The organism is Streptomyces cyaneus (assembly GCF_004028635.1).
Taxonomy (GTDB): Bacteria; Actinomycetota; Actinomycetes; order Streptomycetales; family Streptomycetaceae; genus Streptomyces; species Streptomyces cyaneus.
This window is the reverse complement of record NZ_RQJW01000006.1, coordinates 585,962-607,566: the sequence shown is the minus strand read 5'-3', so window position 1 is coordinate 607,566 and position 21,605 is coordinate 585,962. Positions and strand designations below refer to the sequence as shown.

The 21,605-nt window shown below is 69.8% G+C and carries 18 protein-coding genes; 10 read left to right on the top strand and 8 right to left on the bottom strand.

Annotated features, from left to right (window positions below; genetic code table 11):
- Positions 1 to 93: 93 nt before the first annotated feature.
- Positions 94 to 1,323 carry a threonine ammonia-lyase gene (ilvA, locus tag EHO50_RS24950; protein WP_128433379.1) on the bottom strand — a complete coding sequence of 410 codons (1,230 nt, stop codon included), beginning with the start codon at positions 1,321 to 1,323 and terminating at the stop codon, positions 94 to 96.
- A gap of 163 nt (positions 1,324 to 1,486) precedes the next feature.
- Here ilvA and EHO50_RS24945 point away from each other — a divergent pair, with 163 nt between their 5' ends.
- The 3 genes from EHO50_RS24945 to EHO50_RS45200 all read left to right on the top strand — a co-directional run bounded on the left by EHO50_RS24945 (position 1,487) and on the right by EHO50_RS45200 (position 3,354).
- The gene (locus tag EHO50_RS24945) at positions 1,487 to 1,993 is read left to right on the top strand and encodes a MarR family winged helix-turn-helix transcriptional regulator (protein ID WP_181449694.1); all 507 of its coding nucleotides are present in this window, start codon (positions 1,487 to 1,489) and stop codon (positions 1,991 to 1,993) included.
- A 603-nt stretch (positions 1,994 to 2,596) separates the two neighbouring features.
- Entirely contained in the window at positions 2,597 to 3,109 is a 513-nt protein-coding gene (locus EHO50_RS24940; RefSeq protein ID WP_246101394.1) for a sigma factor-like helix-turn-helix DNA-binding protein, read from the top strand.
- Positions 3,106 to 3,354, top strand: coding sequence for a hypothetical protein (locus EHO50_RS45200; RefSeq protein WP_246101392.1), 249 nt, complete (start codon positions 3,106 to 3,108; stop codon positions 3,352 to 3,354). The genes EHO50_RS24940 and EHO50_RS45200 overlap by 4 nt, the downstream gene beginning before the upstream one ends.
- Before the next feature lie 22 nt (positions 3,355 to 3,376).
- Here the strand turns inward: EHO50_RS45200 and EHO50_RS24935 are convergent, their stop codons facing one another.
- The gene (locus EHO50_RS24935) at positions 3,377 to 4,531 is read right to left on the bottom strand and encodes a cystathionine gamma-synthase (protein ID WP_128433378.1); all 1,155 of its coding nucleotides are present in this window, start codon (positions 4,529 to 4,531) and stop codon (positions 3,377 to 3,379) included.
- 238 nt (positions 4,532 to 4,769) lie between these two features.
- Between EHO50_RS24935 and EHO50_RS24930 the strand changes: the two genes are divergently transcribed.
- The 5 genes from EHO50_RS24930 to EHO50_RS24910 all read left to right on the top strand — a co-directional run bounded on the left by EHO50_RS24930 (position 4,770) and on the right by EHO50_RS24910 (position 9,884).
- Entirely contained in the window at positions 4,770 to 5,888 is a 1,119-nt protein-coding gene (locus EHO50_RS24930) for a hypothetical protein (RefSeq protein WP_128433377.1), read from the top strand.
- 190 nt (positions 5,889 to 6,078) lie between these two features.
- Positions 6,079 to 6,744, top strand: a complete 666-nt coding sequence (gene msrA, locus EHO50_RS24925; protein ID WP_128433523.1) for a peptide-methionine (S)-S-oxide reductase MsrA — start codon at positions 6,079 to 6,081, stop codon at positions 6,742 to 6,744.
- A 304-nt stretch (positions 6,745 to 7,048) separates the two neighbouring features.
- The gene (locus EHO50_RS24920) at positions 7,049 to 8,326 is read left to right on the top strand and encodes a phosphatase PAP2 family protein (protein WP_128433376.1); all 1,278 of its coding nucleotides are present in this window, start codon (positions 7,049 to 7,051) and stop codon (positions 8,324 to 8,326) included.
- A gap of 43 nt (positions 8,327 to 8,369) precedes the next feature.
- Positions 8,370 to 8,870: an SRPBCC family protein gene (locus tag EHO50_RS24915; RefSeq protein ID WP_128433375.1), complete on the top strand. Its 501-nt coding sequence runs from the start codon at positions 8,370 to 8,372 to the stop codon at positions 8,868 to 8,870.
- 81 nt (positions 8,871 to 8,951) lie between these two features.
- Complete coding sequence (locus EHO50_RS24910; RefSeq protein WP_425472253.1) at positions 8,952 to 9,884, top strand: DUF5829 family protein; 933 nt, start codon at positions 8,952 to 8,954, stop codon at positions 9,882 to 9,884.
- A 30-nt stretch (positions 9,885 to 9,914) separates the two neighbouring features.
- On the opposite strand, the gene EHO50_RS24905 is transcribed toward EHO50_RS24910, so the two are convergent.
- Positions 9,915 to 10,883, bottom strand: coding sequence for a helix-turn-helix transcriptional regulator (locus EHO50_RS24905; RefSeq protein ID WP_128433374.1), 969 nt, complete (start codon positions 10,881 to 10,883; stop codon positions 9,915 to 9,917).
- 183 nt (positions 10,884 to 11,066) lie between these two features.
- Between EHO50_RS24905 and EHO50_RS24900 the strand changes: the two genes are divergently transcribed.
- Together EHO50_RS24900 and EHO50_RS24895 are read left to right on the top strand one after the other, a co-directional pair.
- On the top strand, positions 11,067 to 12,107 hold the full coding sequence (locus EHO50_RS24900; protein ID WP_128433373.1) for an NAD(P)-dependent alcohol dehydrogenase: 1,041 nt from the start codon (positions 11,067 to 11,069) through the stop codon (positions 12,105 to 12,107).
- 323 nt (positions 12,108 to 12,430) lie between these two features.
- On the top strand, positions 12,431 to 12,814 hold the full coding sequence (locus EHO50_RS24895; protein WP_128433372.1) for a VOC family protein: 384 nt from the start codon (positions 12,431 to 12,433) through the stop codon (positions 12,812 to 12,814).
- Here the strand turns inward: EHO50_RS24895 and EHO50_RS24890 are convergent.
- The 5 genes from EHO50_RS24890 to EHO50_RS24870 form a co-directional block, all read right to left on the bottom strand.
- On the bottom strand, positions 12,796 to 14,670 hold the full coding sequence (locus EHO50_RS24890) for a tetratricopeptide repeat protein (protein WP_128433371.1): 1,875 nt from the start codon (positions 14,668 to 14,670) through the stop codon (positions 12,796 to 12,798). The two genes, EHO50_RS24895 and EHO50_RS24890, sit on opposite strands and share 19 nt — an antisense overlap.
- A 141-nt stretch (positions 14,671 to 14,811) precedes the next feature.
- On the bottom strand, positions 14,812 to 15,582 hold the full coding sequence (locus EHO50_RS24885; RefSeq protein ID WP_128433370.1) for a group II truncated hemoglobin: 771 nt from the start codon (positions 15,580 to 15,582) through the stop codon (positions 14,812 to 14,814).
- A gap of 83 nt (positions 15,583 to 15,665) precedes the next feature.
- The gene (locus EHO50_RS24880) at positions 15,666 to 18,989 is read right to left on the bottom strand and encodes a S8 family peptidase (protein WP_246101390.1); all 3,324 of its coding nucleotides are present in this window, start codon (positions 18,987 to 18,989) and stop codon (positions 15,666 to 15,668) included.
- Positions 18,990 to 19,183: 194 nt separating this feature from the next.
- Entirely contained in the window at positions 19,184 to 19,867 is a 684-nt protein-coding gene (locus tag EHO50_RS24875; protein WP_128433369.1) for an ABC transporter ATP-binding protein, read from the bottom strand.
- Positions 19,868 to 20,008: 141 nt separating this feature from the next.
- On the bottom strand, positions 20,009 to 21,499 hold the full coding sequence (locus tag EHO50_RS24870) for an ABC transporter permease (RefSeq protein ID WP_128433368.1): 1,491 nt from the start codon (positions 21,497 to 21,499) through the stop codon (positions 20,009 to 20,011).
- Positions 21,500 to 21,605 lie beyond the last annotated feature (106 nt).

The window sequence follows — 21,605 nt, the reverse complement described above, 5'->3', positions numbered from 1 at the left end:
TCGCGTCTCTCAATGGAATTACCCGAACGAGTGACAAAGGGCGTGCGACCTGGGCTTTCGCCCGCCGGCGCCTCGCGCCTAGGGCCTCGCGTCTCAGCCGATGACCGTGTAGCCCGCCTCGCGCAGGGCCTGGCCGACCTCGACGCAGTGCGCGGTGCCCTTCGTCTCCAGGTGCAGCTCGACCTCCGCCTCCGTGAGCCCGAGCCGAGGGTCGGTCCGTACGTGGCTCACATCGAGGACGTTAGCGTCCACCACTGACAACACCCCGAGAAGCGTGGCGAGCGCGCCCGGCCGGTCCGTCAGGCGCAGCCGTACGGCCAGGTAGCGGCCCTGCGCGGCCATGCCGTGCCGCAGGACACGCTGGAGCAGCACCGGGTCGACATTGCCGCCGGACAGCACCGCGACGACCGGGCCCTCGAAGGCGCCGGGGTCGCTCAGCAGCGCCGCGACCGGGCTCGCGCCGGCCGGTTCGACGACCAGCTTGGCCCGCTCCAGGCACAGCAGCAGGGCGGTGGCCAGTTCGTCCTCGGTGACCGTGCGGACCTCGTCCACCAGGTCGCCGATGATCCGGAACGGCACGTCACCGGGCCGGCCGACCTTGATTCCGTCGGCCATCGTCGCCGGGTTGTCGACCGCGACCGGGCGCCCGGCCGCGAGCGAGGGCGGGTACGCCGCCGCGCCCGCCGCCTGTACGCCCACGATCCGCACGTCGGGCCGCAGCGCCTTCACCGCCGTCGCGATGCCGGCCGCGAGCCCTCCGCCGCCGATGCCGACGACGATGGTCCGCACCTCCGGGCACTGCTCGAGGATCTCCAGGCCGACCGTGCCCTGGCCCGCGATGATGTCCGAGTGGTCGAAGGGGTGGATGAACACCGCGCCCGTCTCGGCCGCGTACTCCTGTGCGGCGGCCAGCGTCTCGTCGACCACCTGGCCGTGCAGGCGCACCTCGGCGCCGTAGTCCCTCGTGGCGCTGATCTTCGGCAGCGGGGCGCCCTTCGGCATGAACACCGTGGAGCGCACGCCGAGCAGCGACGACGCCAGGGCGACGCCCTGCGCGTGGTTGCCGGCGCTGGCGGCCACGACCCCCGCCGCGCGCTCCTCCGGGAGCAGCCCGGCGATGCGGACATATGCGCCGCGCAGCTTGAACGATCCCGTCCGCTGGAGGTTCTCGCACTTGAAGTGCACCGGCGCGCCCACCAGCTGGGACAGGTGCCTGCTGCCCTCCATCGCCGTCACCCGCGCCACGCCCGTCAGCATCTTCTGGGCGCCGCGTACGTCGTCGAGCGTGACGGGAGGCAAGGAGTCAGCCGTGCTGTAGCTCATGACTCAAGTCTCGCAGTTCACAGGCGCGAGGCCCTGGTGTGACCAAGCACCGAGATGTGTTTGCGCAGCGCCGGTACACCCCGCGTCCGGGCCGCGTACCCTGTCCCCCAACCCAGCACCCCCTTCATGAAGTGAGCCCCCGGCCATGCCCACAACACCTGAAATGTCGATGGACATGACGACCGTCGCTGACAGCGGTCTCCTCGACACGCTGCAGCACGAGGTGGCGGTGTTCGCCCGTCGTGCCGAACAGACCCGGCTCGGTGGGGTCGGGCAGGTGCGCAACTCCATGGACCGAGCCGCATACCTGCTGCTCAACCGCCTCGACAAGGAAGGTCCCATGGGCGTCAAGGCGCTCGCCGCGAGCATGGGGATCGACTCGTCGACGGTCACCCGGCAGGTGGCGCCGCTCGTCGACACGGGGCTCGTCAAGCGGACCTCGCATCCTGAGGACGGGCGCGCGGTGGTGCTCCAGCTGTCGCCGCGCGGGCAGTCGCGGCTGGAGGAAGTGCGTTCGTCCCGGCGTCAGTTGATGGCCGAGCTGACGCACGACTGGGCGCCGGAGGAGCGCGAGGCGTTCTGCACGCTCCTTACTCGCTTCAACACCGCGTTGTCCTCGCGGATGGCGGCGCAGGGGATCGCGGGCGCGGAGTCGCCTACGGCGTCTTGAGGGACGGCGGTCTTTGGAGCGGGGCTCTGTGAAGCGGGCTTTGTGGAGCGGGGCTTTGTGGAGCGGGGCTTTGTGGAGCGGGGCTGCTGACTAGCGGGGCGCTTCTGACTGGCGGGGCGTCTGAGGAGCGCGATTCGGTGGGGGTGCTTCGCCGACGGCGCGACAGAGGCCCATCGGATCTCGCCCCCGCCGCCCCTACCCGTCCCGTCCTCCAGGGGCTGCCGCCCCTTCGACCCCGCATCCTGGGGGCTGCCGCCCCCAGACCCCCGCTTCGGCCCTGAAGGGGCCTCGTCCTCAAACGCCGGACGGGCTGGAATGCCCGGGCCTGCGTCGGGATGTGACCGTCGGCGTGGCGCAGAGCCCCCAGCGGGTGGGCGGGGGATCGGGACGGTGACAGCCTCGTCCTCAAACGCCGGACAGGCTGAATTGCCGGGGCCGGCGTCCAGAAGCGAAGCCCCCAACTCGGGGATGCCTACCGGCTCGGGCATTCCAGGATGGGTGCCGCTCCCGGCTCTTGACCCCGGGCTGTCGCTGGCCTCATATGAAACCGGGGCCCCTTCTGCGGGGGCCGGTTCCTCAGGGCGTTCAGGCGGGAGGGGCTCGGTGGGACGACGGCGTGCGGCCCAGGATGCTCGCCGGGGCCGGGAGTTCGAGGCGTTTGTCGCGGGCGCGGCAGGGCGGCTGTTGCATGCCGCCACGCTGCTCACCGCGGAGCCCCCGGACGACAACCCGCGCGCGCGGCGCCTGCTGACGCTGTCCCTCGCGCACACGTACGCGTGCTGGGACCGGCTGCGCGGCGAGGACCCCTATGACCGCGCCCGGCAGTACCTGGCCACCCGCTTCTCCCGAGCCGCCTGGCATCAGTACGGCAGCCTGGGCGCCCTCGGCCGGACCCGCCCGCACCCCGACAGCCCGCTCGCCCGGCTCTCCCCGCAGGAACGCCTGATCCTGGTGCTGCGGCTGTACGAGGGGGTCGCGGAGGAACAGGCGGCGGCCCTGCTCGGTCTGCCCACGGAGCGTGTCCACGCGATCTGCGACCGGGCGACGGCGACCCTGCTGCATCCGCCGCGGGGACCCGCACCGACCGTGCTCGAAGCGAAGGTGGCGTCGCCGTGAATCGCATCGAACGTGAGGCGGCCGCACGGCGGATCATGGAGCGCACGCCGCCGTCGGTGCCGCCGGAGCTGTATGCGGAGGTCGTGCGGCGCGGTGGCCGCATGCTGCGCCGCAGGACGGCCGCCGTACGCCTGATGTGGCTGCTGCTGTTCGCCGCGACGGTGACGTTCGTGGTGTGGGCGCTGCTGGCCCAGCCGTGGGTGGAGCCGCCGTCGGAGACGACTCCACCACTGACGGGCTGGTGAACCCTTCCTGCGGGGCCCTGGACTAGCCGAGCGCCTGCTGGAGGTCCTCCAGGAGGTCGTCGACGTTCTCGATGCCCACGGAGAGGCGGACGAGGTCGGCGGGGACCTCCAGGGCCGAGCCGGCCGCGGAGGCGTGGGTCATGCGGCCGGGGTGCTCGATGAGGGACTCGACGCCGCCCAGGGACTCGCCGAGCGTGAACACCTTGGCGCGGTTGCAGACCTCGACGGCCGCCTCCTCGCCACCGGCGACCTGGAAGGAGACCATGCCGCCGAACGCCCGCATCTGCTTCGCGGCGACCTCGTGACCGGGGTGGTCGGGCAGGCCCGGGTACAGAACGCGCGTCACGCGCGCGTGCCGGGTGAGCATGTCGGCGATCCGCGTGGCGTTCTCGCTGTGCCGGTCCATGCGCACCGACAGCGTCTTGGTGCCGCGCAGTACCAGCCAGGAGTCGAAGGGCCCGGCGACCGCGCCCATCGCGTTCTGGTGGAAGGCCAGTTCGTCGCCCAGGTCCGAGTCGCTGACGATCAGGGCGCCGCCGACGACGTCCGAGTGGCCACCCATGTACTTGGTCAGGGAGTGCACCACGACATCGGCGCCGAGGGCCAGCGGCTGCTGGAGGTACGGCGTGGCGAAGGTGTTGTCGACGACGAGCTTCGCGCCCGCGTCCCGGGCGATCTGGGCTACGGCGGCGATGTCGGTGATGCCGAGCAGCGGGTTGGACGGGGTCTCCACCCAGACGACCTTGGTCTTCGGGGTGATGGCGGCCCGTACGGCGGACGGATCGCTGGTGTCGGCAACCGACCACTCCACGCCCCACCGGGCGACGACCTTCGCGAAGAGGCGGAACGTGCCGCCGTACGCGTCGTTGGGGATGACCACGTGGTCGCCGGGGCTGAGCAGCGTACGCAACAGGCAGTCCTCGGCCGCCAGTCCGGACGCGAACGCGAGACCCCGACGCCCGCCCTCCAGGGCGGCGAGGTTCTCCTCCAGGGCGGTCCTGGTCGGGTTGGCGCTACGGCTGTACTCGTAGCCGCCGCGCAGGCCGCCCACGCCGTCCTGCTTGTAGGTCGAGACCTGGTAGATCGGCGGGACGACTGCGCCGGTCAGGGGATCGGCGGTGTTGCCCGCGTGGATCGCCAGGGTCTCGAAGTGCTGACTGATGTGCCTGTCGCTCATGGGCAACGAGCGTAATGCGCGAACGGACCTGATGCCGGACGGCGGGGTTTCCCGGCGCAATCCCACCCTCGAGGGCAGGACACGAGGTGGTCCCACGGCCGCACTCTCGCAGCGCGGCCCCGACCCACCCACCGGCCGTTGGCGCTACGCGCACCCCCACCCAGCCGCACAGAACCCTTTTTCCACAGGCTCCCGACCTCGTTGGCCAATTGTCGGCGGCGTCTGGAACGCTGGAGGCATGGAGATTCTCTGGGTCCTGATCGCGCTCGTCATGATCGGCTTTGTGGTGGTGCCGTTCATGAGGCGTCGGCGGGGCATGATCGAGCAGGTCCCGCCGGGCCACCCGGACGCCGCGGACCCGGCGAACTACGGCTTCGTACTGCAGGAGGAGCTGGACATCCGCATGCCCGGCCCCGACCAGGACCTGCTGGACGTCCTGGACCTGGTGCAGCGCACCCAGGACTACCGCGCGGCCTCGCAGCTGCTGGCCGGCACGGAGGCGGAGGGCGAGGTGCGCTGGCAGCGGGTGCAGGCCTTCGCCGGCGCCGCGTCGCTGGAGCTGCAGCAGCGGCCGGGCGGGGTCAGCGAGTCGCCGGGCGGGCAGTGGCTGCGCGTGTGGCGGGCCGAGCAGCCCAAGGACGCGGGCGGGGCGGCCGTACACGCGGAGTTCCTGGTGCAGCAGGCGTGGCGCACGGCGACGCCGGGCACGGACGAGTTCCGGATCATCATGGAGGAGGCGAAGTCGGCGTGCGGCGACGCGGCGCTGCTCGCCCCCGGTGACCCGATCCCGTACATCATCGAGCTGTCGGTCGCGCGCGGACTCGCCTACTCCCAGCCGGAGTTCGAGCAGCTCTGGCTGAAGATCCTGGACCGCGCCCCGGCCCACATGGGCGCACACCTGGCGGCCCTGCACTACTGGTGCGAGAAGTGGCACGGCTCGCGCAAGCTCGCATACGACTTCGCGGAAGCGGCCGCGGCCCGCGCACCCCAGGGCTCCCTCCTCGCCGCGATGCCGCTTTTCGCCGTCTTCGAGCATCTGCCCGAGGTGAACCTGGTCAGTGGCTTCTACCAGAGCGAGGTCGTGACGAAGGCGATCCACGGCGCGCTGTACGCGGTGCACGCGGCCCGCCCCGACGACCCGATGCTGGCGCACGTACGCCATCTGCTGGTCTTCTTCCTGGTCCGCGGCGAACGCTGGGCGGAGGCCATGAACCAGCTGATAGCGGTCGACGGCCACGTAGGCGCGCTCCCCTGGACCCTCTCCCCCGACCCGGCAGCGGAGTTCGCGGTCTACCGCGCGCTGGCAGTGGCGGGCTACGAGGCGAACGGCGGCAGCCCGGCGACGCTGCCGCACTGAGCGACCTCACTGCCGCCGTCGACCGGGCGAGGGCGCGGGGCGGAATCTGAGGACGCGGCCGTACGTTGAAGGGGGTACCGCCCGGTGGGGAGTTGCCCCTGCCGACGTACCGCAGCCGTGGCCCCGGCCCGCGAGGTCCGGGGAGCCCGTGACCCGCGAGTCCCGTGAGTCCCGCGAGGAAGGAACCCTCATGCTCTTCGGCCGTACGCCCGTCCTGCCCACTCCCGAGCAGGCGCTGCAGGGCCGCCCCGAGCCGGCCTTCACGGTCCCCGACCGCCACACGGTCCTCGGCAACCCGCTCCTCGGCCCCTACCCCGAGGGTCTTGAGATCGCCGACTTCGGTCTGGGCTGCTTCTGGGGCGCCGAGCGTAAGTTCTGGCAGCTTCCGGCGGGCGTGTGGACGACCCTGGTCGGCTACCAGGGCGGCCACACCGAGAACCCCACCTACGAGGAGGTCTGCTCGGGCCTGACCGGCCACACCGAGGTCGTCCGCGTGGTCTTCGACCCGAGCGTGATCTCGTACGAGCGCCTCCTGAAGACCTTCTGGGAGGCCCACGACCCCACACAGGGCTTCCGCCAGGGCAACGACGTCGGCACCCAGTACCGTTCGGCGATCTACACCCACAGCCCGGAACAGGCCAAGACGGCCGAGGCCTCCCGCGCGTCGTACCAGAAGGTCCTGACGGGCTCGGGCTACGGCACGATCACGACCGAGGTCCTTCCGGTGGACGGCCGGGCGTTCTATCCGGCGGAGGGGTACCACCAGCAGTACCTCGACAAGAACCCGGCCGGGTACTGCGGAATCGGCGGGACCGGGGTGTCCTGCCCGATCGGCGTGGCGAAGGCCGACGGCTGATCCGACCGGCTCTTCACAGCGGCTGACCGTACGGGGCCGCCTTCCTCTCGAACGCGAGGGAAAGGCGGCCCCGTTTCTTTATGGCCATAACGGGGCGCCGAACTATTGACAGTAAACCGATAGCATGACCGAACCCACCACGATCACCCTCATCGCCCTCCCTTGACCGAAAAAGCATGCAATTCACCACGACAAGTTACCTATTCGGGCAATACATAACAAATCGACCAAACAATTGATACCTATATCATCGCGGGCATTTTCCCGAATACGACACAGACATGCCCTGTGGGCCACGGCCGGCGTGGCGACCCTGGGATTCCTCATCGCGCTGGAGATCGCCGCGCGCCATTACGGCATACCGGGGCCGATCACCAGTCAGGCCCGAGAGGTGATATTCGCCCCCAAATCGGGATTTCTGCTGTACGCCAGCATGGCGTTGATGATGGTGGTGCTCACCTGGCGGCAGCGGTTCATGGCGATCGGTGCCGCGATCGGTATCGATGTCGTCTTCGTGCTGGTGCGGTGGGTGTTCGACATCAGGACGACCGACGGCCACCCCTTCGGCAACGGCGCGTTGTGGGTGATCCTGGGCTGTGCGGTCATCGCCGTCACGCGCCGCACCGGCCGGGAACGCATCCTGCTGCTGAAGGGCGTCGGACTGAGCCTGCTGCTGGTGGCCGGCCGTAAGACGGGCGACGCCTGGCTGCTCATCACGGCGAAGACCCGACCGACGGTGCTCGACCAGTATCTGGCGACCGCCGATCACGCGCTGGGCAACCCGTCGTGGCTGGTGGGCCGGATCGTCAGGGCCACCGGTCCGATCGGCCCCCATGTTCTCGACTTCGTCTACGTTCAGCTCGCGGTGGCCGCGGTCGTCATCGCGCTGTACCAGCTGCGGAACGTGGCTGCCGAGCGCCGCTTCCCGAGCCATCATCTGGTGCGCACCTTTTTGCTGATCGGCCTCCTCGGGCCGGGCATCTACATGATCTTCCCGGTGGTGGGACCGATCTTCGCTTACGGCACGGGCGCCTTCGGCACCGGCGGTGGGCACTGGGCGTTGGCCAACCTGTGGCCGGACGTGCCGCCACCGCTCAATACCCCGCACGCGATGGTGTACGACCAGATCACCCCCCGCAATTGCATGCCCAGCCTGCACACCGCATGGGCCACCGCGATCTTCATTCATTCCCGCAAAGGCCCGCGCATTCTGCGTTTCGCAGGCACGTTCTGGCTGATTTCCACGCTCGGCGCCACGCTGGGATTCGGCTACCACTACGGCGTGGATCTCATTGCCGGCGTGGTGTTCGTGCTCACGATCGAGGCAGCCCTGCGCTCGCACCAACGCGGCTGGGATCGGTCAGGAATCCAGCTGGTCGCCTACGGCGTGACCGTCTTCGCCGCGCTCTTGCTGTCGTATCGCTATCTGCCGATGGAAATGGCCACACATCCGTGGGTGTCCGGACCACTTCTCATTCTGGCGATGATCTCGGTGATCCAGGGCTACATGCGGACCACCAGAGCGTGGGAACCGAAGGCGGTGGCAGCGCGGCAACCGGAACCGCAGCCCGAACTGGTGTGAATCACGTCGCGCGGCTGTCGGACCCTGCTGCTTTCATGGGGTCATGGGTGGTACGGGTGACACGGGCGACACGGGTGGCACGAGCAGCAGAAGCGTCGTCGTCGAACGGCGCATCGCCGCAGGTCAGGGGCCGTTGTGGGAGGCCCTGACCGACCTGCGGGGCATGGAGCAGGTGCTCAGCGGTGTCACGCGCGTCGATGTCCTCACGGAGGGGGTCTTCGGCGTCGGTACGCGGTGGCGGGAGACCCGTCGGATGTTCGGCAAGGAAGCCACCGAGGAGATGTGGGTGACCGCCTGCGAAGCGCCCGAACGCTATGTGGTGGAGGCCGAGTCGCACGGCACCCACTACATCTCGGAGTGGGTGCTGCGGCCGGACGGCCCGTCGGCGACGACGGTCCGTATGACGTTCACGGCCGCGCCCTCCGGCGGTGTCACGCGTCTGCTCGCCAAGCTCCTGGGCGGCGTGGGCGCACGGGCGGTGAGCAAGGCGGTCGCGAAGGACCTGGACGACGTCGCTTCGGCGGTCGAGGGCCGCGGCCGCTGAGCCGCGCCCGACCGGAAGCACCTCCCACCTCTTTCGAAAACATCTGCGAATTAGGCGCCGCGCAGGCCTAGGCTCCTCCCCATGCCGCTTCGCAGAGCGTTACAGGTGCTCTTGGCCCTCGTCGTAGCCCTGACCGGCGCGTTCGGGGCCGGTACGGGGACGGCGCTGGCCGCGGAGGGCCCGGCGCAGTCCGATCGGCAGCTGCTGTTCTACAACCACGCCTACGGAGTGCTCGACCGGGAGACCGCCGACGCCATCGAACACTCCACGTATCTCCGGGAGTTCGCGAACTTCCATGTCCGCACCACGACCGGGTCCGGCGGACAGACCTGGACCGGCCGGTATCTGATGGGCCGGGAGACGTATCTCGAACTGTTCGGGGTGGGCGATCTGCCCGGCCAGGACGGCACACTCGGCGCAGCCGGGATGGGCGTCTCGACCGAGCGGGCCGGTGATCTGAGCGCGGTGATCGCGCGGCTGCGGGAGCAGGGGATCGCCGAGCCGATCGAGTTCCGTCAGACTCGTGACTTCGGTGACGGGGTGCCGGTGCCGTGGTTCGACGCCGTTTTCACCACCGATCAGTACGACGCCTTCGGTGCCTGGGGGATGGAGTACCTCCCGGAGTACTTCGCCGATCCGCGGAGCAACACCGAGCCGGCGGGTTTTCCCGGGGACGTGGGCCGGGAGCGGTACCTGTCGGACGGCTACCGCGAGCACCTGATGCGTGACGTGACCTCCGTGCACCTCGCGGTGACCGAACGCGACCTGGCCGCCACGGTGCCGTTGCTGCGGGCCGGCGGGTTCGGCGTCCGGGACGTGGCGGGCGGTGGGGTCGTGGCGCGGGGCGGCGGGACGACGATCCGCTTCGACGCGGTCGCACGCGACCGAGCGGGCCTGCGTCAGGTCGAGTTCTCGCTGAACCAGGCGGTGCCGTACCGGCACGAGGAACGCATCGGCCGGTCGACCCTCACCGTCGGGCCAGGCGCTCGCGCCGTGTGGAGGTTCGGCACCTGACGGGAGCCAGGGACGGGGGCGCCCCCACACCTACGGAGCCGACGTCCCCGTACCCGTCGTACCCGTACCCGTCGTGCCGGCAACCCCCGCCTTCGTCGCGTCGGTGCCCCAGCTCGCCAGCAACCGCAGCGCCTCCGCCGACGGCGACCCCGGCTCCGCGTGGTACGTGATCAGGCTCTGTTCCGAGCCGTCAGGCAGGCGGAACGACTCGAAGTTCAAGGTCAGCCCGCCCACCAGCGGATGCCGCAGGTGCTTGACGCCGTAGCTCTTCTCCTTGACGTCATGGGTGGCCCACAGCCGGCGGAACTCCTCGCTCTTGACGGAGAGTTCGCCGACCAGGGCGGACAGGAGCGGATCGTCCGAGTGGCAGCCCGCGTCCATGCGGAGGTAGCTGACCATGTCGTACGCCTTCTGGTCCCACTCCACGAACAGGTCGCGGTACTCGGGCCGCAGGAACACCAGCCGCGCCCAGTTCCGCTCCTGCGGCGGCAGCTCCGACCAGTCGCCGAAGACCGCCGCCGCCATCCGGTTCCAGGCGAGGATGTCCGAGCGCCGACCCGAGATGTACGCGGGCACGCCGTCGATCGAGTCCAGCAGCTGCCGCAGCGCAGGCCGCACCTGCTCCGTCCGCGCGACCTGCTTCTTCTTGTGCTGCTTGGGCTTCGCGAGGTGGGTGAGGTGCGCGTGCTCGGCGTCGCTCAGCCGCAGTGCCCGCGCGATCGCGTCCAGGACCTCCGCCGAGACGTTGCGCCCGTTGCCCTGCTCCAGGCGTGTGTAGTACGCCACGGACACCCCGGCCACCTGCGCCAGCTCCTCGCGGCGCAGCCCCGGCACCCGGCGGTGCCGCCCGAAGTCGGGCAGCCCGATGTCCTCCGGCTTCAGCCGGGCACGCCGGGTGCGCAGAAACTCGCTGAGCTCGGCGCGCCGGTCCAGGCCGGCACCGGGGTCGACGCCCGGGCCGGAGGCGGGCCCCGTCGTGGATTCGGGCTTATCGTCCATGCCTCAAGTATTCCCGGTCGTACGCACACGAGCCTGACCCCGTCAGTGGTAGGACCGGTGAACGTACGAACAACCGAGGTCTGGGTGACTCCGCCGCGTTCCAGCAGGCTGGATCCCGTGCCCGGACCGAAGCAGCAAGTCAGAAGGCAGCCGGGCGCGCAACCCCTCTAGGAGAACCCCGGCATGACCACCGTTGCCGCATACGCCGCACCCGCCGCCAAGGCTCCGCTGGAGCGCACCACCATCGAGCGCCGTGCCGTCCGCGAGCACGACGTGCTGATCGACATCAAGTTCGCGGGCATCTGCCACTCCGACATCCACCAGGCCCAGGAGGGCTGGGGCGAGGCGATCTTCCCGATGGTCCCCGGCCACGAGATCGCGGGCATCGTCTCCGAGGTCGGCCCGGGCGTCACGAAGTACAAGGTCGGTGACCGCGTGGGCGTCGGCTGCCTGGTCGACTCCTGCCGTGAGTGCGACAACTGCAAGGCCGGCCTGGAGCAGCACTGCACCGGCGGCTCGGTCGGCACGTACAACGCCGTCGGCAAGGACGGTGAGCCCACCTACGGCGGCTACTCCGAGAAAGTCGTCGTCGACGAGAACTTCGTCCTCCGCATCCCCGACGGCCTGTCCCTGGACGTCGCCGCACCGCTCCTGTGCGCCGGCATCACCACGTACTCCCCGCTCAAGCACTGGGGCGCGGGTCCGGGCAAGAAGGTCGCCGTGATCGGCCTCGGCGGTCTCGGCCACATGGGCGTCAAGATCGCGCACGCGCTCGGCGCGGAGGTGACGGTCCTGTCGCAGTCGCTGCGCAAGAAGGACGACGGCCTGAAGCTGGGCGCCGACCACTACTACGCGACCAGCGACCCGAAGACCTTCGAGGAGCTCGCCGGCTCCTTCGACCTGATCCTCTCCACGGTGTCGGCACCGCTGGACTTCGGCGCCTACCTCAGCCTGCTCAGGACGGGCGGCGCCCTGGTGAACGTGGGCGCCCCGGAGGAGCCCATCGCCCTGAACCTGTTCTCGCTCATCGGCGGCAACAAGACCCTCGCCGGCTCGATGATCGGCGGTATCGCCGAGACCCAGGAGATGCTGGACTTCTGCGCCGGGCACGGCATCGGGGCAGAAATCGAGCTGATCGACGCGGACCAGGTCAACGAGGCGTACGAGCGGGTGCTCGCCAGCGATGTGCGGTACCGCTTCGTGATCGACACGGCGACGATCTGATACGGATCACCCTGACCGAGGGCCCCGGAGCCGCACTGCTCCGGGGCCCTCAGCGTGTCGCCGTACGACGCGTCGAGGAGCAGGGTCAGCGCCCCGAAGCAGAGCGGCCGCATGGCACCCGGCAAACTCACGGCACCGGTCGCAAGCGCGAGCACGTCGCGACGGCGGCCCCGTGCCCGACGCCGACGGGGCACGAAGCGGCTGGAGGCGGAGCACCGCAGAAGCAGAGCCACCCCTCCCTAAGACCGATGTGCCGTGCGGCCGACCTGACTAGCGTGAAGGCAGGAGCCCGTCCGAACCGTGTGCACGAGGAGGCAGACCCGATGTCCGTCCAGCTCAACCACACCATCGTCGCCGCGCACGACAAGAAGGCGTCGGCCCAGTTCCTCGCCGACCTCCTGGGCCTGGAGGTCAGCCCGCAGTACGGTCCGTTCATCCCGGTCGAGATCCCCAACGGTGTGACCCTGGACTACCTGGACTCGCCCGGCAGCATCGCGCCGCAGCACTACGCGTTCCTGGTGTCGGAGGACGACTTCGACACGATCTTCGGCCGGATCCGCGAGGCCGGACTGACGCACTGGGCCGACCCCGGCCACCGCCGCCCCGGCGAGATCAACCACAACGACGGCGGCCGCGGCACCTACTTCGAAGACCCGAACGGCCACAACCTGGAGATCCTGACCAGGCCTTACGGCAGCGGAGGCTGACGCTGTCGAAAGGCCGCGACGGCCGACTCCAGGTTTGCGCGGCTGGTGCGGGTGTCGGGGTGGTCGGCACCCAGGGTGCGCTCGCGGATGTGCAGGGATTCGCGGTGGAGTTCCACGGCCTGGCGGTAGTCCGCGAGTTCCAGCAGTACGCCGGCCAGGCGGTCGCGGCTGCCGAGGGTGTCGGGATGCTCCGGGCCCAACAGGCGGTTGTCGATGGTGAGCTGGATCTGGCACAGGGCGAGCCGCTCGGCACTCAGACCGGCCTCTTTCAGCACTTCCCCGAGGTCTTCCACGGTACGGCGGGCGTCGCGCATCGGCAGTTGAGGGTCCTGGCCACCCAGCAGGAGCGGGGCGTGCGGGGCGAGGACACGGGCCATCGCCCACCCGGGTCTGCCGGTGGCCCGCACGTCGGCCACGGCTTGCATCAGGGACCGCGCGACGGCTGAGTGCCAGCGAAGGGGATCGGCCGACTCCTCGGCCAGGGCGATGATGTTGATCTGCCGGACCAGGGGATCCAGGGTGATCGTCCGGGCGCCGTTGTGCGTGGCCAGGGCGTCCGGGACGCCGAGGAGCCCGTACCGGTTCAGGCCGGCGAGTACGGCGTCCAGGGCGCCCTGGTCCACCGTTTGCCGAACGGCCGTCTGCAGCAGGTCCGTCGTGATGAGCGACAGGGGGATGGGCGCCTCGCCGAACAGGGCCAGCAGCCGCAGCAGCGGGCGGGCCAGGGCGTACCCCTCGCTGCCCAGTTGGTCGAGTGAGAGTTCCCAGGTGTGGCGGACCGTCTGGCGTGCCACCTCCGGGTCGGCCGCGTTGGGGTCGGCCGATCCCAGCAGCGACCGCATGTCCTCCATCAGGGCGCTGCGGTAGGCCATGAACGTCTGGAAGCGGCTGGTGGGCTTGGCGAGGTAGTCGCTGGTCGAGCGCAGGGCCAGCGGCAGACCGCCGAGCCGGGCGGCCAGCGCCTCGGCCTCGCGCAGCGTCCCCGCCCTGGGTGCGGTGTCCAGCAGAACCTGCGCGGCCGCGTGCACGGTCAGCGGCCCGAGGCGTACGACCTCGGCACACGGCCCCCAGGTGTCCGTACTGGTGTCCCGGCTCGTGACGAGCAGGAGGCCGGGGCGGGGGCGCCGAAAACGGCGTCGTGGCCGCGCTGTGCCGCCCTCCGGACGGATCCAGCCGCGATAGTCCCGTATCTTCTCCGACCCCGGGCCGATCATCCCCGTCTCGTCGGCGTCGTCGATGACCAACAGCCACTTGTGCGCCACGACGAGCTGCTGCCACACGACGTCCGGCAGGTTCTCGTGACCGGCGTTGGCCCGTTCCAGCGCGCTCACCGGCAGACCGCAGGCGAGCGCGACCTGTGTGAGGTGCTTCGCCAGGTCGGCCTGGTTTCGCCAGTGGACCCAGAAGACGGTGTAACCGGCGTTCCTCGCCTCGGCGCACAGGGTCGCCGCCACCGTGGTCTTGCCGATGCCGCCCACTCCACTCAGCACCGCGAACCGGCCCGCCGGGGCCCGTAACAGCCGTGCGAGGTGCTCCAGCTCCGGTTCGCGTCCGCGCACCCGGTCCGGGACGACATGCGGCGCCCGCAGGGAGCTCAGCCCGGCGGTGGTCGCCGCCTCCACGTGGGTCAGGGGTCCGGACGGCGCCGCCTCTCCGTCGAGATACCTGCTCAACAGCCCCAGGAGGACGGCCGAGAGCGCGAGCGAGCCGAAGATCGTCCAGGCCACCCAGGGATTGCGCACCCAGCCGGGCACGGACTCGCTCGCGTAGTTGGTCACCGGCCCCAGCAGGACCGTGACCATCGCCAAGGCCCCGGCTGCCGCCGCCCCCAGCCGCGCCCGGCGTTTGTGTCGCACGCTCTCCCCCTGCCGGCATGCCGGTCCACTGCCAGCATGATGGCGGAGCGGAACGGGGCTTCGCAGCCGACCTGTGGCAACAGCTGAGAACGGAAGGCCGGCGAGGTCCCGAGCCGCACCGTCTCCGGGTGAGGCTGAGCGTCATCCCCGGTACGGCGGCGCGGCCCCCCAGTTCCACCGTGGCACCGGCTGCTCCGCCGGCGGCACCGCGTCCGGTCCCGAGAAGTACACCGCCAGCCGTGTCCCCCACTCCACGTACGCCAGAAACGCCGAGCGGAACTCGGCGTCCGTCGGCAGGCCCGCCTCGTCGGCCGCGTCCTGGATGAGGTTGACCCAGCGGCGGCGCTGGGGCTCGGTGATCCCCCGGCCCATGTGCTTGGCGACCATGTGGCCGTGGCCGCCCTGGGTCTCGGAGTAGGCGGGTGGGCCGCCGAAGACCTCGCCGAGCCAGAGCGCCACGTGCATCGCATGGGCCGGGTCCAGGTCCGCGAACAGCGGGGCCAGGAGGTCGTCCTTGAGGACCTTGTCGTAGAAGACCGACGTCAGGCGGGTGAACGCCTCCGCGCCGCCCGCCCAGGTGTACAGCGTCGGCACCGAGGCGCCCGTGCCGCGCACCGCCGTCGGCTTGTAGTGGCGCATCTCCTCGATGTGCGAGATGTACGGGCGGATCTCGGCGAGGAAGTCGGGGAACAGCTCCGACTCGCGAAAGCCCTCGATGTGGTCCTGCGTCGAGGTCCAGGTGATGCGCAGGACGTAGTGCTCGAAGTCCTCCTCGCAGCGGGCGAGTTCGTAGTCGACACAGTGCTCGGACGCGGCCAGCTGGGCCGCGGCGCGGGTGTAGGCGGCCAGGAACTCGGCCGATTTCTGCTCGGGAATGCGGTACCGGATGTATTCCACCGTGTGAGCCGTCATGGCCTCAACGAAACACGAACCGCCCGCCGGAAGCTGCACTTCCGGCGGGCGGTTCGCTCACGGCTCACATGGGTGCCGGTGGATCACTTGCCGTAGTACGCGTTGTAGATCGAGACCGTCGACTTGTTGCCCTTCTTGTCGGCGACCTTGGCGTGGAAGGAAATGGCCTTCCCCTTCGCCGGGTTCTTCACGGTGATCTTGCCGTCCTTGACCTCGAGCTTCTTCCAGGTCTGGCCGTAGTCGTACGACACGTACACGTGCAGCGACTTGAGGTTGCTGCCCGCGGCCGAGCCCACGACGGTGACCGGGAACGTCACCTTCTTGTCGGCCTCGACCCGGCTGTCCAGGCCGGTCTTGGCGTTGAAGCGGACCGTGGAGGCCGGGAGCTTGACCTCGTCGCCGGTCGGCTTCTTGGAGCGGAAGGTCCAGCTCGCGTCGATCCGGGTGGAGGCGGCGGCGACCTTGGCGCTCCGCTTGACCGAGGTCGTCAGCTTGTACTCGGCCTCCGCGGCCGGGACCTTGAACGGGTTCCCGCCGAACAGCGGGTCGTCATTGGTGCCGATCTTGGTGCCGTTGCGGTACAGGCTCGTGGTGACCCCGGTGAAGTCCGACGAGCCGGCGTGCTTGTTGGCATCGGCGAACAGCGGCAGGGAGCCGTAGATCTCGTTGCCGGAACGGTACAGGCCGTATTCCGTGTTGATGTGCGGGCCGAAGACCGCCGTGTTGAAGGTCTTCGAGTAGCTCTGGCCCGCCTTGAAGAGCTGCGGGAGGCCCAGCGTGTAGAACGCGTCGGCGATCGGGAAGCCGTCCGCGTCCTTGCCCGCGTACTGCTGGAATTCGAACGTCCACTGGATCTTGTCGGACGTCGACAGGTACAGCGTCCGCGAGCCCGGCAGCTTCTGCTCGATCGGTGTGCTGATCGCGATGTCCCCGGGGAAGAAGCCCACGGGCAGCAGCGCACCGGTCTTGTCGGGGGCCGCGGCACCGAGGTTGTTCTTCACCTTGGCGAGCTCGCCCGCCTTGAAGTGGCGGACCTTCTTGCCCTGGATCTTCTTGACCTTGGCGGTGGTGGCGACGTCGTACTCGGCGTCGGCACCCTTGGTCCACTGGCCGTTCCACGTCTGGCTCAGGCCGCTCGCGATCTCCGGACCCAGGTGCGCCATGCGCAGGTCGGCGAAGGACTCGAGCCCGACGCCGATGCCGATGCCCGCCGGGTCGTAGAAGTAACCCGCCATGGCGAGCACCTGCTTGGCCTGTGCGTCCGGCACGGTGATGTCGGCCGACCTGGTCGTGCGGGCGTCGATCGTCACGGAGGTGTTCTTGGTGACGGACAGCTTCGGCTGGACCACCCAGTCGAGGCCGCCTTCCAGGTTCACCCAGTCCTTGGCGATCCAGGCGTCCAGCAGATACGTGCCCTTGGGCAGCCGCATCTTGGTCGTGCCGGACTCGACGACCGGCACCTGGTAGGCCCGGTCCGTCCCCAGACCCGAGTAGCCGAGCAGGACGGTGTTGTACTCGGGGGCCGGCTTGCCGTCCTTGTCGAGGTGCTTGACGGTGACGTCGTACGACTCCACCTCACGCTGCACCGCGGCGGCCGTACGGACACTCTGCCCGTCGCCCTTCGCCGTCACATACGCGGAGTAGGCGCCGTCGACCGTGCCGCCCAGCTTGGTGTTGACGGTCAGGTCGACGGAGGCCTTGCCGCCCGCCGGGACCGTCACCTTGGTCGCACCGAGCTTGAAGAAGCCCGCGGGAGCCGCCTGCCCCTTGGGGTCGGTGGCGGTCGCGGAGAGGGTGAGCGTGACGTCCTTCGTACCGAGGTTGCGGTACGTCAGCGCCTTGGTGACCGGCTTGTCGTCGGTGTGCGGCCACTGCTGCACCCCGAAGCTCACCGACACCGGGTCGGCGATCACGGTCTGCTTGATGGCCTGGTCGACCTGGATACGGCCCGAGCCCTGCTGGAACGGCGTGTACTTGCCGCCCTTGGTGGAACCGGTCAGCGCGCCCTTCAGCTCGGCGTACGTCCAGTCCGGGTGCTGCTGCTTGAGGATCGCCGCCGCGCCCGCGACATGCGGGGTCGCCATCGACGTACCCGAGATGGTCAGGTAGCCGGCCGGCTTCTCGCCGACTTCCTGCTCGATGAGGCTGCCCTTGGCGGACGCGGCCGTGATGTCCACGCCCGGGGCGGTGACGTCCGGCTTGATCGCGCCGTCGCCGAGCCGCGGGCCGGTGCTGGAGAAATCGGCGAGCTTGTCCTTGTCGTCGACGGCGCCGACGGTGAGGGCTGCGTCCGCGCTGCCCGGCGAACCGACCGACTCCGGACCGGAGTTGCCCGCCGCGATCGCGAAGAGGATGCCCTTCTCGGCGGACAGCTTGTTGACCGCCGCCTCCAGCGGGTCGATCTCCGGGGTGTCGCCGCCGCCCAGGCTCATGTTGACGACCTGGGCGCCCTGCTCGGCGGCCCACTCCATACCGGCGAGGATGCCGGAGTCGTCGCCGAAGCCCTGGTCGTCGAGGACCTTGCCGTTGAGGACGTCGGCGCCGGGGGCCACGCCCTTGTACTTGCCGCCGGACTTCGCGCCGGTGCCCGCCGCGATGGACGCGACGTGGGTGCCGTGGCCGACCTTGTCCTCCGCGGTGGCGGCCGGCGTGAAGTTCTTGGCCGCGATCACCTGGTCCTTGAGGTCCGGGTGGGTCGCGTCGACGCCGGTGTCCAGTACGGCGATCTTGACGCCCTTGCCGTCGTAGCCGGCCGACCACGCCTTGGGGGCGCCGATCTGCGCGACCGACTTGTCGAGGCTGGCCTTGCGGACGCCGTCGAGCCAGATGTGCGCGATGCCCGAGGCGGTGTTGTCGCCGTTGGTGAGCGCGTCCCACAGCTCGGGCGTGTCCTGGTGCGGGGTCTGCACCGCGTCCGCGTTGAGGGACTTCAGGGTCCGGCGCAGCTTGCCCGCGTCCCGGACGTCCGCCTTGGCGCCGGCCGCGGCGCCCCGATAGCCGACGATGACCTTCAGGCCCTTGGCCTGGGAGGTACGGGTCGCGGACTTGCTCAACTCGGTGATGTCGAACAGCCGCTGGTCGAGCTTGCCGGTGGCGACCAGCCGCGCCGCGTCGGCCGGGGTGACGAGCGTGTGCCCGTCGGCCTTGCGTATCTGTACGGGTATGTGCTGGCGCCCCTTCGCCCGCTCCAGGCCGACCACGCGGCCCTTGAAGTCGACGGAGACCCGGTCACCCGTGATCAGGGTGATGCGGTGGGGGGACGTGTGGGAGGCAGCGGCGCGGTCCTTGGCGCCGGACGCGCGCTGCTCCGGTTCGGCCGACGCCGGGCTGGTCATTCCCGCGGCGAGGGCGACGGCGGCCGCCGTGGCGACAGAGGCCGCGCATGTTCTTCTGACTTTTCTGCGCAAGTTTCCCCCTTGCAGAAGGTCCGGGTGAATTCCCGTTCACCCGGCCGGGGGTGGTCCCGCACGCATGCGCGTAGCCCCCCGGAATACGCAGTATGCCGAGGGGCGATCAGACACCTCAATAGATGAGAAGACGGTAAGAAGCGCGTCCGCCGACTGTTACGCGCCGGCCTGAACTCTGTTACGAACTCGTCGAGTTACGCCCCCGCGTTCTCCTTGACAGTGATGCGCCCCTTGCGAATGGTCGCCACCCGCGGGGCCTTTTTCGCGATCGCCGAGTCGTGGGTGACCATGATGAAGGTCAACCCGAGTTCCTTCCACATGCGTTCGAGTACGTCCATGATCTCGTCGCGCATCGACTCGTCGAGGTTGCCGGTGGGTTCGTCGGCCAGCAGCACCTTCGGCTCCTTGACCAGCGCGCGGGCGATGGCGACGCGCTGCTGCTGGCCGCCGGACATCTCGCTCGGCAGATGCCCGAGTCGCTCGCCGAGCCCGACCGACTTCAGCGCCTCGGCGGCCCGTTCGCGCCGGTCCTTCGTCTTCACGCCGAGGGGGACGAGGGCGGTCTCGACGTTCTCCTGTGCGGTGAGGGTGGGGATGAGGTTGAAGGACTGGAACACGAAGCCGATGTTCTCGCTGCGGACCCTTGTCAGCCGGGTCTCGGAGAGCCTGGCCAAGTCGGTGCCGTCGAGGACGACTTCGCCGGAGGTGGGCCGGTCCAGACCGCCGAGCATCTGGAGGAGGGTGGACTTGCCGCCGCCGGTGGGGCCCTGGATGACGAGGCGATCGCCGTCGGCGATGGTGAGATCGACTCCGTCGAGCGCGTCTACGGATTCCCTGCCTCGGGTGTAGCGCTTGGTGACGTTTCTGAGTTCGTACATGGTGGTTGCTCCTGGGTGGGGTTCGGGGGTGGATCGGATCGTTTGCGACTGCGGGTCGTGGGGGCTGGTCGCGCAGTTCCCCGCGCCCCTGAGGGCGTTGCAGTCCCGCCTGTGCAGCGGCGGGCATGCGTGCCGCCTGGGCTACTCGACGCGCCTCAGCGCATCCGCCGGACGCAGTCGCGACGCACGCCAGCCACCGAAGGCGCCGGCAATCAGCCCACCCGTCACCGCAAGGCCAACCGCGAGCGCAACCGTCGTAAGACTCACCGGCGCAGTCAGCGCCACATCCAGCGTCGCGCCGGCCGTCTGCCGCCCGGGCCCACCGCCCCCGAAGCCACCGCCCCCCGGACCGCCGCCCATACCGCCACCACCGCCGCCGCCGCTGCCGCCCAACTGCGCCTGCAGCGTCGGACTGATCGCCGTCACGACGTACGCCCCGGCGAGCCCGATCGCGATACCCAGCGCACCGCCGAGCAACCCGTTGACGATCGCCTCGCCGACGACCTGCCGGGTCACCCGGCCCGACTTCCAGCCCAGCGCCTTCAGCGTGCCGAACTCCCGCACCCGGCGCGACACCGCCGAGGAGGTCAGCAGCCCGGCCACCAGGAACGCGGCGACCAGCACGGCGATGGACAGCCACTTGCCGACGCTGGTCGCCAGCGAGGACGCCGTCGACAGGGAGCCCGACACCGTGTCCGCGAGGTCCGCGGAGGTCGTCACCGTCGTACCGGAGATGTTCTTCTGGATGGTCGACTTGACGGAGTCGATCCGCTGGGAGTCGGTCGCCTTGACGTAGATCGTGGTGACCTTGTCCTTCGCGTCGGCGAGCGTCTGCGCCTGCTTCAGCGGGATGTAGAGGTTGGCGGCCGCGTCCCCGCTGTCGGGCGTGGCGATGCCGATCACCTTGAACTTGGTTCCCTTGACGGTGACCGTGGAGCCGACCTTGAGCTTCTTCTCCTTGGCGTAGGAGGTGTCGGCGACGACCACCTCGGCGTCGGTCTCCGACGTCTTGAACGTACGGCCGCTGGTGATCTTCGACGAGGTCAGCGGGCCGAGCGCCGGCTTGGTGACGTCGGTGCCGTAGACGGAGTAGTTGTTGACGTCGAAGTCGGCGCCGCCGCCGCGCACTTCACCCTGCGGCTGGCTGCTGCCGCCCCCGCCCTGGCCGGGCCCGCCACCCTGCTGGCCACTACTGCTGCTCTGGTCCTGCTGGAACTGACCCCGCGTGAACTGCCCGCTGACCTTGATGACCTGCAGGCTCAGCCCGCCGACCGCGTCCGAGACACCGCTTTGGTCGCCGACCTTGGTGACGGTCGAGCTCGCGAGCGTCTGGAAGCCCTGGACCATGACCCGGTCGGTGCTCTGCTCCTCGTCGGAGTCGCTGTCCTGCGCGTCGAACTGGAAGCGCGGCCGCTCGGAGCTGTTCGCGGTCGGCGCGGCGGCCTTGGTGACGGTCATGTCCGTGCCCAGGCCGTACAGGGACTGCAGGACCTTGTCCTGGGCCTTGCTCATGCCGGAGGACACGGAGTTGACCACGATGACCAGCGCGATGCCCAGCGCGAGTCCGGAGGCGACGACGAGGGCCGCCTTTCTGCGGCGGCGCAGCTCGCGCCTCAGGTAGGTGAAGAACATGCGCCGCAAGCTAGGGACGGCGCGTGATGAAGGGATAAAGCCGGAATAAGAGGAGCATGAGAAGGCTGGGACCTACCCCGGAAACACCGATGCCGCCCCTGAGGGC